Below are 13,398 nucleotides of genomic sequence, written 5' to 3' on the forward strand. Positions count from 1 at the left end.
AATGGAAAGGACCGCACAGAACATGGCCAGAAAAAAAGATGAAGCAAGTATAGAAGAAACATTTGCCGTGCTGGAGGAAATTCTGGAAAAAATGGAAGGGGACGACTGTTCCCTGGAAGAATCCTTCCGCCAGTATCAGACAGGCATGAAGCTGGTAAAATCCTGCCATGATAAAATAGATAAAGTAGAAAAGCAGATGATTGTTTTAAATGGGGAGGAGGAAGAAGAATGAATGAAAAAGAACAGCTGAAACTGTATACAGAAGAAGTAGAAAAGGTTGTTATGTCCTATCTTCCGGCAGAAGAGGGACACCAGAAAACTGTGCTGGAGGCAATGAATTACAGCGTAAAAGCAGGAGGAAAGCGGCTGCGCCCTATGCTGATGAGGGAAACCTACAGGCTGTTTGGGGGAGCTTCAAAAGAGATTGAGCCTTTTATGGCGGCAATAGAAATGATTCACACATCTTCCTTAATCCATGACGACCTTCCGTGTATGGACAATGATACATTAAGAAGAGGAATGCCTACTGTGTGGGTTAAATACGGGTACGATATGGCAGTTTTGGCTGGGGATGCTTTAATGATCTACGCCTTTGAGACTGCTGCAAAATCATTTGCCTTGGGCGCGGACCCGGCCCTGGCAGGCAGATGTATAGGACTGCTGGCTGAAAAGACGGGGATTTACGGCATGATCGGCGGTCAGACGGTAGATGTGGAGCTGACAAATAAGCCTATTCCAGAGGACAAGCTGGACTTTATTTACAGACTGAAAACAGGGGCCCTTTTAGAGGCCTCCATGATGATTGGAGCTATTTTAGCAGGAGCTTCAGAAGAAGATATAAGAAAAATAGAAAAAATTGCATCTGCAATAGGTTTGGCCTTCCAGATTCAGGATGATATTCTGGATGTAACCAGCAGCCCTGAGGTGCTTGGAAAGCCGGTTCTCAGCGATGAGAAAAATAACAAGACTACATACGTAACCTTAGAAGGCCTAAAGAAGGCAAAAGAAGATGTAGAAAAAATTTCCGGGGAAGCAGTGGAAGGTCTTTGGGCACTGCCTTATAAGAATCAGTTTTTGGAGACTCTTGTAAAGATGCTGGTAAAAAGAGAAAGCTAAAAAGATTTTGTGTGTCAGACACAGTAAGGAAGCGGTATCAATATGATTTTGGAACGATTGCAGAATCCAGAAGATATAAAATCATTAAACAGTCAAGAGCTGGAGCAGCTGGCGGCGGAAATAAGAAACTTTCTTATTGAAAAAATCAGCTGCACAGGCGGTCATTTGGCCTCTAACCTGGGGGTGGTGGAGCTGACAATAGCCATGTTTTGCAGCTTCCATCTGCCGGAGGATAAGATTATCTGGGATGTAGGCCATCAGGCATATACTCACAAAATTTTAAGCGGCAGGCGGGAGTTATTTGACGAGCTGCGCCAGTACGGAGGGATAAGCGGTTTTCCCAAAAGAAAGGAAAGTCCTTACGACGCCTTTGATACAGGCCACAGCTCTACATCTATTTCCGCAGGCCTGGGAATGGCTCAGGGACGGGATATACAGGGGCAGAACCACTTTGTAGTGTCTGTAATCGGCGACGGAGCGCTTACTGGAGGCATGGCTTATGAAGCCTTAAACAATGCGGCCAGAATGAATAAAAACTTTATTATAGTTTTAAATGACAATAACATGTCCATTTCCGAAAATGTGGGAGGCATGTCTAATTATTTAAACGGAATCCGTACAGGCACAGGATATAATGATTTAAAGCGTTTTGTAGAAGGCGCTTTAGACAAGGTGCCGGTATTGGGAAAGCCTTTAATTGATAAAATCAGCAAGACAAAAAACGGAATTAAGCAGCTTTTAATTCCTGGAATGCTGTTTGAAAATATGGGAATCACATACTTAGGCCCTGTGGACGGCCACAATATAAAGGCCCTGCGCAAGGTGTTTAAGGAGGCCAAAAAGCTGGATCACGCAGTGCTGATTCACGTCAGGACGAAGAAGGGAAAGGGCTATGGGCCGGCGGAGGTAAATCCTTCTCGTTTTCACGGCATTGTGCCCTTTGATCCAGTAACGGGAAAGCCGAAAAAGGAAAAAGAACGGCCGGATTATACTGACGTTTTTGCAAAGAAAATTTGTCAGCTGGCAGAAGAAAATGAAAAAATTGTGGCTGTAACTGCAGCTATGCCTGACGGCACAGGGTTAAAACGGTTTGCAAGAATGTTTCCGGAAAGATTTTTTGACGTGGGGATTGCGGAAGAACATGCAATTACCTCGGCGGCAGGTATGGCGGCGGCAGGCTTAAAACCAGTAGTGGCCATGTACTCCTCATTTCTGCAGAGAGGGTATGACCAGGTGATACATGATGTGTGCATTCAAAATCTGCCGGTGCTGTTTTGTATTGACAGAGCCGGTCTTGTAGGCAGCGACGGGGAAACCCATCAGGGGATTTTCGATTATTCCTTGCTGACCTCTGTGCCTAATATGACGGTATTTGCGCCTAAAAATCTGTGGGAGCTTAAAAGCGCCCTGGAATTTGCAGTAACATATCAGGGGCCTATGGCTATCAGGTATCCAAGGGGAGAGGCTTACAGAGGCTTAAAAGAGTTTCACCAGCCTATTGAGTACGGCAGAGGAGAGATGATTTACCAGGAGTCGGATTACGCCCTTTTGGCAGTGGGAAGCATGGTCAGCACTGCGGAGCACATCAGAGAAAAATGGAAGGCAGAGGGACATGCCTGTTCTCTTGCCAACGGACGCTTTGTAAAGCCTGTAGATACACAGCTTATAGACAGATTGGCAGAAAATCACAATAAAATTATCACTTTGGAGGAAAACGTGCTCCAGGGAGGCTATGGACTGGCTGTAACAGCTTATATTCACAGCCATTATCCTCATATACAGGTATTAAATATTGCTCTTCCCGACGCTTATGTAGAGCATGGAAATGTGTCCAGGCTGAGAGAAGCTTTGGGAATTGACAGTGATTCTATTGTGAAAAAAATGAAAGAATATTTCAGAGGATAGAATATGAAGGAACGATTAGATGTACTTCTGGTAAAAAGAAACCTGGCAGAATCCAGAGAAAAGGCAAAAGCTATTATTATGTCAGGAATTATATATGTAGACGGACAGAAGGAAGACAAGGCGGGGACAAGCTTTGAGGATACTGTAAACATTGAAGTGAGAGGCAGCACTCTTCCTTATGTAAGCCGTGGCGGTCTGAAGCTGGAAAAGGCGGTAAATAATTTCGGCCTGCAGCTGGCGGGAAAGACTTGCATGGACGTAGGCGCGTCCACCGGAGGATTTACAGATTGTATGCTTCAGAACGGAGCTGTAAAAGTGTATTCTGTAGACGTGGGACATGGACAGCTGGACTGGAAGCTGCGCAATGATCCCAGAGTGGTCTGTATGGAAAAGACCAATATCCGGTACGTAAAGCCTGAGGATATTAAAGACCAGCTGGACTTTGCCTCTATAGACGTGTCTTTTATTTCTCTGACAAAGGTGTTAGGCCCTGTAAAGGAGCTTTTGAAAGAAGACGGACAAGTAGTTTGCCTGATTAAGCCTCAATTTGAAGCCGGGAGAGAGAAGGTAGGAAAAAAGGGAGTGGTAAGGGAAAAATCAGTTCATCTGGAAGTGATTCAGAAGGTGATTTCCTTTGCCGCGTCCATAGGTTTTCAGATTTTGAACCTGGAGTTTTCCCCAATTAAAGGGCCGGAAGGCAATATAGAGTATTTATTATACCTTCAAAAGGGTCAAAATGGGGAAAACAGCGCTGTTGTACCCATAAGCCCGGAAAGAATTGTGGATGAAGCCCACAGCAGCTTGTAGTTTTGTGGATAGCAGCCGGGAAAGGGAAAGCGGATGAAAAACTTTTATGTAATTGTAAACCTGGACAAAAAATTTGCCAGGGAGACAGGAAGAGGAATTAAGGAATATCTGGAGGATAAGGGAGCTGTCTGTATTCTGAAGGAGGAAAAGAGACCAAAGGAGTCAGGCAGATATACAGATGTGTCTGAGGTGCCTTTGGAGATGGAGTGTGTCATTACTCTGGGAGGAGACGGAACCTTAATCCAGGCGGCCAGAGATCTGGCGGCCTTGCAGATTCCCTTAATTGGAATTAATTTAGGCCACTTAGGATATTTAACTCAGATCAGCAGGGAAGAAGACATTAACAGTATGCTGGACTGTCTTCTTACAGACTCTTATCACATAGAAGAGCGGATGATGTTAGACGGGACCATAATAAGAGATGAAAAAATATTCTTTCAGGATATTTCCTTAAATGAAATTCTGCTTACCAGAACCGGAACTCCCAGAGTTCTCCATTTCCGTATTTTTGTAAATCAGGAATTTTTAAATGAGTACACGGCCGACGGCATGATTATCGCCACGCCTACCGGCTCCACAGCCTACAATTTGTCTGCAGGAGGCCCTATAGCGGTGCCTCACGCTCATATGATTGTTATGACGCCTGTTTGTTCTCACGCTTTAAACGCCAGAAGTATTGTGCTGCCTGAGGAGGACAGGCTTTCCATAGAAATACTGGGAAACGAGCAGTGCGTAACCTACGACGGAGATATGATGAAGCAGCTGCGCTGCGGGGACAGAATTGAAATCAGAAAATCCCAGTGTTTTACCAGACTTATAAAGTTAAATAGTATATCGTTTTTAGAAAATCTGCGCAATAAAATGTCAGGAATTTAAGGGGGAATGTTAAAATGAAGCTGGAACGCCACAGCAAAATTGTGGAACTGATTGGAAAATTTGAAATTGGAACCCAGGAAGAACTGGCAGAATATCTTAACAAGGAAGGATATAATGTAACACAGGCAACTGTATCCAGGGACATCAGGGAGCTGAAGCTAAGCAAGGTGCAGATGGAAAACGGCCGTCAAAGATATGTGGTTTTCCAAAGTCAGGAGAATTTTAATGATAAATATACCAGAATTTTAAAGGACGGGTTTTTGTCTATGGACATGGCTCAGAATATTCTGGTAATAAAAACTGTATCGGGAATGGCCATGGCTGTGGCCGCTGCCTTAGACGAGCTGCACTTTCACGAAATAGTAGGATGTGTGGCGGGGGACAACACGATTATGTGCGCTATCCGCAGCGTGGACGATACAATTATTTTAATGGATAAGCTGAAAAAACTGCTGAATAGCTGAGAAGAGGGGTGACAAAATGCTGTTGGAGCTGCATGTAAGAAATCTGGCCCTGATTGAGCGGGCGGATGTAGAATTTGGCCAAGGGTTAAATATTTTAACTGGAGAAACAGGAGCGGGAAAGTCTATAATTCTAGGGTCAGTAAATCTGGCTTTAGGAAAAAAGGCCTCCCGGGATATGATTCGTCAGGGGGAAGAGTACGCTTATATTGAACTGCTGTTTTCTGTTACTGAGCCTGAAAAGGTACAGGCGTTAAAGGAGCTGGAGGTATATCTTCCAGAGGACGGGACCCTGATTATTTCCAGGAAAATTATGGGAACCCGCAGCATCAGCAGATTAAATGACGAGACAGTTACAGCGGCCAGGCTGAAAAACATCACCAGCCTGCTTTTAGATATTCACGGTCAGCACGACCATCAGTCCCTGCTTTACAAATCAAAACATCTGGAAATTCTTGACGATTATCTGAGACATGATACCCAGCCTGTGAAACAGAAAATTGCAGATATGTACAGCTCCTATACTAAGCTGCAGAAGAAAATGCAGTCCTTTTATGAAGATGAGGAAAGCAGAATCAGAGAAGCAGATTTTCTCAGATTTGAGGTTGAGGAAATTGAAAACGCCGGTTTAAAAGAAGGGGAGGAGGAGGAACTGGCAGTTTCTCACCGCCGCTTTGTAAACGGACAGAAAATTATAGAGGCTCTTTCCAAGGCATATGAGGCAGTTCAAGTGACAGATTTAGGAGACGCCTTAAAGCATGTGGCCCAGGCTGCAGAATATGAAGAAGGACTGGGACCCATTAGAGATCAATTATTTGATGCAGAGGCAATTTTGTCTGACGCGGCCAGGGAAATCTCCTCCTATATGGACAATCTGAATTTTGATGAGGAGGAGTTTGCAAGAATTGAATCCAGGCTGGATCAGATCAGGAATCTTCAGGCTAAATACGGCGGTACAGTTTCCCAGGTATTAAAAAGCCTGGAGGAAAAGAAAAAGCGATTAGAGGTTTTAGAAAATTTTGATTTTTTAAAACAGGAAACGGAAAAACAGATGGAAATTGCCAGGAATCAATTAGAGTCCTATTGTGAACAATTATCTGAAATGAGAAAATCAGCCTCAGAAAAGCTTGTAAAAGAAATAAAGGAAAGCTTATTAGATTTAAACTTTATAGATGTAGAATTTGAAATGGAGTTTAAACGTCTGGACCATTATACTCCGGAAGGTTACGACGAGGCAGAATTTATGATTTCCACAAATCCTGGAGAGCCTGTTAAGCCTTTAGGCATGGTGGCTTCAGGCGGCGAGCTGTCCAGAATTATGTTGGCCATTAAAACAGTGCTGGCAGATTCAGACGACATTCCTACTTTGATTTTTGACGAAATTGATACGGGAATCAGCGGAAGAACTGCCCAGAAGGTATCGGAGAAGCTTCGTTATATTGCCCGCCTAAGACAAGTAATCTGTATTACGCATCTGCCTCAAATTGCAGCCATGGCGGACTGTCATTTTGAAATTGCGAAAAAAGCAAAGGACAACAGAACATCTACAGTCATCAGAAGGCTGTCAGAAGAAGAAATGGTTATGGAGCTGGCCAGACTTCTTGGAGGCGTAAAGATTACAGATGCTGTTTTAAAAAATGCAAAAGAGATGAAAAAAATGGCAAAAAAATCTAATTAAACCTATCTTCAAGGTAAGACGAGATCATGCCAAAATCTCACAGATTGTTTTCAACTGAATCATCACATACTACTTGAGGAGCATGAAAATTGCTCCTTTTTCCTTACTTAAAAATTCAGAGGAGGTATGTGTAAAATGGCAGGAAAAGCGAGAATTCGGGGGAAAATAATTCTTCTTTTCTGGGTCAGTCTGTGTTTCTCCATAGGCTTTTCATACTACTATGTAGAAAGAATGATTCCAGATAAACTAAGTGTGGTGGAAAATGAGCAGGAGTATTTCCATTTTCCTGGAATTTTTGATGCAACATTACTTAGCGACAGTGAAGAGGTAGTTCTGGGAAATGGATCTAATATTCCTGCAAATGAAATACACATAACATCCGGAGACACCTTTTCTATTCACGCCAAAAGCCAGGGAAGTTATCAGCTGGGGCTGAACCTGTTTGGTTTAATTCATTTTAAGGATATTCAGGTAGACGTAGTAGATGAGAAATATGCGGTGCCCTGCGGACTTCCTGTGGGAATCTATTTAAAATCCAAGGGCATTATGGTAATTGGAACAGGTGAAATTACAGGGGAAGACGGGATCAATGTAGAGCCGGCAGCAGGCATTTTAAAATCAGGAGATTATATAGAGGCAGTAAACGGCAAGGCCATTGTATCAAAAGAAGGGCTGATTAAAGAGGTAAACCAGATTCAGGATGGGGAAGCTGTACTTTCTGTGCGCCGAGGCGGAGAGGAAATTGAAGTGAAAATGAATCCGGTGTACACTGCCGACGGCGATTACAAGCTGGGAGCCTGGGTGAGAGACGACACTCAGGGCATTGGAACCATGACATATGTGGATATGAACGGAAGCTTTGGAGCCTTAGGCCATGGAATCAGCGACAGCGACACAGGAACTATTATGGAAATAGGGGACGGAAGTCTTTACGATACTGAGATTATTGGAATTGAAAAGGGAAGCGCAGGTAAGCCTGGAGTCATGTCGGGAGTTATCTATTATGGGCCAGGCTCCTCCCTGGGAACTATAGAGGCCAACACAGAAGAAGGAATATTCGGAACAGTTAACGACCGGTTTATAAAGAAAATGTCCCAGGAGGCAATTAAGATCGGGTATCGACAGGACGTTCATAAAGGTCCTGCAGTGATCCGCAGCAGCGTATCTGGACAGCTGGAGGAATATGATATTGAAATTCAGAAAGTAGATTATTCCACCTCCCATACCAGCAAAGGAATGGTTATAAAGGTCACAGATCCCAGACTTTTAGAGATTACAGGCGGAATTGTCCAGGGTATGAGCGGAAGTCCTATTATTCAGGACGGCAAGTTAGTGGGAGCTGTGACCCATGTATTTCTTCAGGATTCCACAAAAGGATATGGAATATTTATAGAAAATATGCTTCAGCATTAAATTCTGATAAAAATCAGGTAAAAAATACTCATTTCCCCGCAGGCTTGTTGAATTTGCCTCATAAATGTGCTATATTGCGAATTAGGCGATGAAAGTAAGCCTGGAAAAGGGGGAAAGTTATGATCACCTGTGAAAATACAAAAACAATATACGATCTGGTGCAGAATGCCGCTAAGGAGTACAAAGATAAGGTATTTCTGCGCTATGAGGAAAACGACGTAGTGTACCAGGTCAGCTACAGAGAATTTGCCTCTCAGTGTGAGGCAGTTGCAGCGTGGACAAAAGCACATATGAAAAAAGAGGGACGCAAAATAAAGGTAGGCTTATTTGGAGGCAGCAGCTATCACTATCTGGCTGTGCTGTTAGGGGTAATGAGCAGCGGCAGCACCGGAGTGCCTTTAGACATTCAAATGAATGTGTCTTCTTTAAAAGACTGTTTAAACCGCTCTGACATAGATATTTTATTTTATGACTGGGAGCACAGAGCTTTAATAGATGGAGTCAGGGAATTATGTCCTGATGTAAAAGAGTATATTTCTCTTCAGCATGGAAAGCATGTTCCCTGCTCCCACAATATTTTAAAAGAGTTTGCAGGACAAAAATCAGAAACAAAAGCAGAGGAAAATGACTGCGCCATGATTTTATTTACCTCCGGCACAACAGGCAGAGGCAAAGGAGTTATGCTGTCCAATAAAAACTTAATCCACAACACATTCTGCACTACAGACACAGATCACCCGGAAAGGGAAACTTATCTGAACATCTTACCGATTCATCATGTATTCTGCTTAAATGGAGACATTTTTATCGTTATGCGCTATGGCAGCACATTGTGCCTGAATCAGGACATGTCTAAATTAGCGGCTCACATCCAGTTATTTCAGCCTTCAGTAATTCGCATGGTACCCATGGTGGCAAAAGCCCTTTACAACAAAATAAGAATATTAAAACAGCAGAAGCCATACCGTCCAATAGATGAAATTTGTGAGGAGGTTTTGGGAAAGCGCCTTCACAAAATAATCAGCGGAGGAGGATATTTGGCTCCGGATTTAGCTGAAAACTACAGGGAGCTGGGAATTTCCATTGCCCAGGGATATGGAATGTCAGAATGTTCTCCTAAAATTTCCGCTCCAGACTGGTCCAGGCTTGATAAAATTAAATCAGTGGGAAAGGTTGTGGATGGCTGCCAGGTGCGTATAGTAGACGGCGAAATACAGGTGAAAAGCCCCTCTGTAATGATGGGATATTATAAGGAGCCTGAGAAAACAGCTGAGGTTTTGTCAGAGGACGGCTGGCTGAGTACAGGGGATCTGGGGTATATAGATGAGGAAAACTTTCTTTACCTTACAGGCAGAAAGAAGAATTTAATTATATTAAGCAACGGTGAAAATGTGGCGCCGGAGCAGCTGGAAAATATGTTTGAGGATGAAGGCTTAATTGAAGATATTTTAGTATTTGGCCAGAATGACATGATAACGGCGGAAATTTATCCCAGATTTCAATATGCAGAGGCGGCAGAAATACAGAATATTGAGGAAGCTGTAGGAGAGATTATAAAAAAACATAATCAGGATCTGCCCTCTTATAAAAGGATTATGAAGTGGAGTGTAAGAGATACTCCTTTTGAGAAAACATCTTCTAAAAAAATTATCCGAAGCAAGTATTTTGACGAGAAAAAGCAGGAGGAAGAATTGCTTTTAAAAATGCGTATGCCGGAAAATGAGCTGCAGCAAAAGATTTATGACAGCGCCTCTGAAGCTTTGGGACACAGCCGTTTTGGAATTGACACAGATCTTTATGAAGCCGGGCTGGATTCACTGGGCAGCGTTATGTTTTTAGCAGATCTTTATGAAAAGCTGAAAATGTCTATGAGTTTAAATGACTTAATGTTAAATTCAACAATAGAAAAGCTGGAAAATTTATTTTTGAAGGGACAAAACACAAGACAGAAGGATTTTACTGTGAGAAAAACATATCCTTTAACTAATCTGCAGTTGTTTTTTGCTTATGTAATGCGGGGAAATACTACGGCCAATCTGCCATTTTTGTTCCGCCTTCACAGCGGCGTAGATTTAAATAAGCTGAAAAAGGCGGTGGAGGATGTTTTTGACGCCCATCCAGGATTAAAAGCAGTTGTTCAGATGGAGGAGGGAGCGTACAAAAATTTCAGATATGATGAAAAAAGAATTAATTTCCCTATTATCTATTTAAGCGACGAACAGTGGAGGACACAGCAGAAAAGCCTGCTGAAGCCATATACCTATGAAGAAAATGAGCCCCTTTATCACGGAGGCATCTATGTGACGGAGTCCGCCAACTATTTCTTTTTAGATATAGCTCATATTATGGGGGACGGCATGACAATGAACATTATATTTGAAGATATTAATAAGTGTTATGGCGGGCAGCAGGTGGAAAAGGAAGAATATACATTTTTTGAATATATATTAGATGAAAAAGATAAAGATAAGCAGGGGCTGAGAAAAGAAAATGAACAGTACTTTAAGGAACTGATGCAGGGCTTTAAAATCAAGAAAAGTATTCTTAACAGAAAAGAGTGTTTCGATTTAACTAAGGGCCATAACGCAGTTTTAAAGGAGAGATTTCAAAAGCTAAACAGGAAAAAAATCACTGCTTTTTGTAAAAAATACGGGGTGTCAGAAAATGTAATGTTTCTTACTGCATTTAATTATTGTATTGGTATTTTCAGCAATGAAATGGATACAGTAAGCACAAGTATACACAGCGGAAGAACAGACAGCAGATGGAACAGACTGGCAGGCCCCTTGTTCCTTACATATTATTTCCGCTGCCGGAGAATTCCCCACGAGACAGTGCCTCAGCTGCTTCAAAGGTCGGGAAAACAGATTATGGACACAATGAGATGCTATATTTCTAATCTCCATGCTGATGAAATGTTTTTCCAGTACCAGGGAGATATTCTCAACATTAATCAAATAGGAGGAATGCCGGCGGAGAAGGTAAAAATACAGCTGGATTCCCTGCCTTTTCATCTTCAGGTTATGTCAGATGAAAAAGGATATTATTATGAACTGCGATACTGGGAAAACAGATTTGACAAAGATCAGCTGAAAATCTTTATGATTTGTCTGGAAACCATTTTACAGGCTATGCTGGAGGAACCCTCCGCCCGCAGACTGAAAAAATACCTGCCGGAAAATGTTTTTCCTAAACATTATTTTATAAAGGCAAAGGATGTAAATTTGGAGGCAGGCAGCAGGCTGATTCCTAATATAGACGAAAATACAAAGGTAAAGGCGTATATATTTGACGAAAGCTGCAGAAAACAGCCCTTTGGAGCATGGGGCAGCCTGTATATTATGGATTGTGAAACCCACGGATATACAGATAAAATTACAAACCCTTATGGGCCTGGAATATTATACCAGACGGGAAAAACAGCCAGAATTTTACCGGATGGTTCCATTGATATGCTGGAAAAGGGAGGCAGGACAATTATGTCAGAGGGAATTGCAGGGCGGTATTTTTTAGATCTGCATAAGCTGGAAAAAGCCCTGCTTTCCTTTAACGGCATAGAGAAAGCAGAGGCTTATATTTACTATGGAGAAAATAATAAACTGATCTTAACAGCAGATATTTTTGGCTCCCAGAAGCCGGATATGGAAAAAGTAAAAATACATTTAGAAAACTACTGTGAGAAATGGCTGATTCCCGGTGAAATTAGACTTTTTACAGCCTTTTACTGATTCTTCACTAAAATTTTTTCAATGGCCCCAATATACATGGTGTGGTAGTCTTTATTGGGATACCATTTAGAATCATTTTCTTTATCAATAAAGTTTTCGGCGGGCATCTGGTCCTGGTACATTTTTCTGCATATAAAAATCATGTCCGCCTCCAAAAAGGCAACTGTTTTGTCTGTGAAATAAGGAGTTAAACCTGCTTTTTCCGTTTTATCTACATCTCTCCCTGACAATGAGCCGCAGATTTTTAAAGCCTCTTTATATTTGGGGCCATAAAAGGAAATGGTGAATAAATCCCTGCTGTCCACAAATTCTTTTGTGTAGCGCTGAGGACGAATATAAACTGTAGCCGCATATTTGCCCCAAATAACTCCCAGGCCGCCCCAGCTGGCTGTCATAGTATTAAAGCCTGTTTTGTCTCCTGCTGTAATTAACATCCATTCAGAACCGATTTTTGTAAAAGGATTTATCTGCAGCTGATCTGCTGTTATTTCTTTAAAATTCATAATAAAAAGCCTCCTGTCTTGTAAAAAAATAGTGAATAAGGTAAAATAATGGAATGTAAAATATGTCAATTCCTCCTAAATTATATCACAATTTCACAGGGAGGCAAATGGTTATAGGACGAAAGGAGCCATACATATATTGACATATAAATTAAATAAAGGATAAATACAATGCAAAGTGGAGAAATTATTAAACAGCGGTATAAAATAATGGCGCCCAGAATTATAAAAGCGCTGCAGGACAGAAATTTTGAGGCATATTTTTGTGAAACAGCAGAGGAGGGGGCCAAGAAGGCCTTATCCTTCATACCGGAAGGAGAAACTGTTTCCTGGGGCGGCTCCTTAACCATCCATGAAATAGGCTTGACAAAGCTTATAAAAGAGGGAAATTATCAGGTTATTGACAGAGATCTGGCTGAAACAGAAGAAGAGAGAATCAAAATGATGAGGCAGGCTCTCACATGCCATACGTTTCTTTCCAGCGTAAATGCTGTCAGCGAAGACGGAATTATGATTAATATTGACGGCATGGGAAACAGAATCGCAGCCATTGCCTTTGGGCCGGAAAGCGTGATTTTGCTGGTGGGAATGAATAAAATATGCAGAGACAGAGACGCCGCCGTCACAAGGGCCAGAACAGAGACGGCGCCTGCGAATGCATTGCGCCTGGGATTAGATTTACCCTGTACAAATACAGGCTGCTGTTTTGACTGCAGCAAAAAAGAATGCACATGCTCTCAGATTGTGGAGATGCGTTGCAACAGGGTGCCTGGAAGAATTAAGGTCATTCTCATAGGAGAGGCTTTTGGCCTGTAAAAGTAAAAACAGGTTGCCTATTTACAGTAAATCGTAGTAAAGTAATAGGGAAGCATGAAACTGCTTAGGAAGCAGATTTTACAAAATACAGAAGG

Annotated in this window: 11 protein-coding genes; 10 read left to right on the plus strand and 1 reads right to left on the minus strand. The window is 42.2% G+C overall.

Annotated elements, in window-relative coordinates:
* The first annotated feature begins 1 nt into the window (after nucleotide 1).
* The 9 genes from xseB (at nucleotide 2) to C1A07_RS13620 (ending at nucleotide 11,984) form a co-directional block, all read left to right on the plus strand.
* The gene (gene xseB / locus C1A07_RS13580) at nucleotides 2-232 is read left to right on the plus strand and encodes an exodeoxyribonuclease VII small subunit (protein WP_330399531.1); all 231 of its coding nucleotides are present in this window, start codon (nucleotides 2-4) and stop codon (nucleotides 230-232) included.
* Entirely contained in the window at nucleotides 229-1,116 is an 888-nt protein-coding gene (locus C1A07_RS13585; RefSeq protein ID WP_101877572.1) for a polyprenyl synthetase family protein, read from the plus strand. Before xseB ends, C1A07_RS13585 begins: the two co-directional genes overlap by 4 nt.
* Nucleotides 1,117-1,158: 42 nt before the next feature.
* Nucleotides 1,159-3,021, plus strand: a complete 1,863-nt coding sequence (dxs, locus tag C1A07_RS13590) for a 1-deoxy-D-xylulose-5-phosphate synthase (protein ID WP_101877573.1) — start codon at nucleotides 1,159-1,161, stop codon at nucleotides 3,019-3,021.
* 3 nt (nucleotides 3,022-3,024) lie between these two features.
* A complete protein-coding gene (locus C1A07_RS13595) occupies nucleotides 3,025-3,828 on the plus strand; it encodes a TlyA family RNA methyltransferase (protein ID WP_101877574.1) in 804 nt (267 codons plus the stop codon).
* Nucleotides 3,829-3,861: 33 nt separating this feature from the next.
* Nucleotides 3,862-4,704: an NAD(+)/NADH kinase gene (locus C1A07_RS13600; protein ID WP_101877575.1), complete on the plus strand. Its 843-nt coding sequence runs from the start codon at nucleotides 3,862-3,864 to the stop codon at nucleotides 4,702-4,704.
* 14 nt (nucleotides 4,705-4,718) lie between these two features.
* A complete protein-coding gene (argR, locus tag C1A07_RS13605; RefSeq protein WP_101877576.1) occupies nucleotides 4,719-5,168 on the plus strand; it encodes an arginine repressor in 450 nt (149 codons plus the stop codon).
* A 16-nt stretch (nucleotides 5,169-5,184) separates the two neighbouring features.
* Entirely contained in the window at nucleotides 5,185-6,843 is a 1,659-nt protein-coding gene (recN, locus tag C1A07_RS13610) for a DNA repair protein RecN (protein WP_101877577.1), read from the plus strand.
* 135 nt (nucleotides 6,844-6,978) lie between these two features.
* Nucleotides 6,979-8,256, plus strand: coding sequence for a SpoIVB peptidase (gene spoIVB, locus C1A07_RS13615; protein WP_101877578.1), 1,278 nt, complete (start codon nucleotides 6,979-6,981; stop codon nucleotides 8,254-8,256).
* 119 nt (nucleotides 8,257-8,375) lie between these two features.
* Complete coding sequence (locus tag C1A07_RS13620; protein WP_101877579.1) at nucleotides 8,376-11,984, plus strand: AMP-binding protein; 3,609 nt, start codon at nucleotides 8,376-8,378, stop codon at nucleotides 11,982-11,984.
* On the opposite strand, the gene C1A07_RS13625 is transcribed toward C1A07_RS13620, so the two are convergent.
* The gene (locus C1A07_RS13625) at nucleotides 11,978-12,487 is read right to left on the minus strand and encodes a flavin reductase (RefSeq protein WP_101877580.1); all 510 of its coding nucleotides are present in this window, start codon (nucleotides 12,485-12,487) and stop codon (nucleotides 11,978-11,980) included. The genes C1A07_RS13620 and C1A07_RS13625 overlap by 7 nt on opposite strands.
* A gap of 171 nt (nucleotides 12,488-12,658) precedes the next feature.
* On the opposite strand from C1A07_RS13625, the gene C1A07_RS13630 reads away from it, so the two are divergent.
* Nucleotides 12,659-13,303, plus strand: coding sequence for a lactate utilization protein (locus tag C1A07_RS13630; protein ID WP_101877581.1), 645 nt, complete (start codon nucleotides 12,659-12,661; stop codon nucleotides 13,301-13,303).
* Nucleotides 13,304-13,398: the final 95 nt, after the last annotated feature.

Source organism: Lachnoclostridium edouardi (assembly GCF_900240245.1).
Classification (GTDB): Bacteria; Bacillota; Clostridia; order Lachnospirales; family Lachnospiraceae; genus Lachnoclostridium_A; species Lachnoclostridium_A edouardi.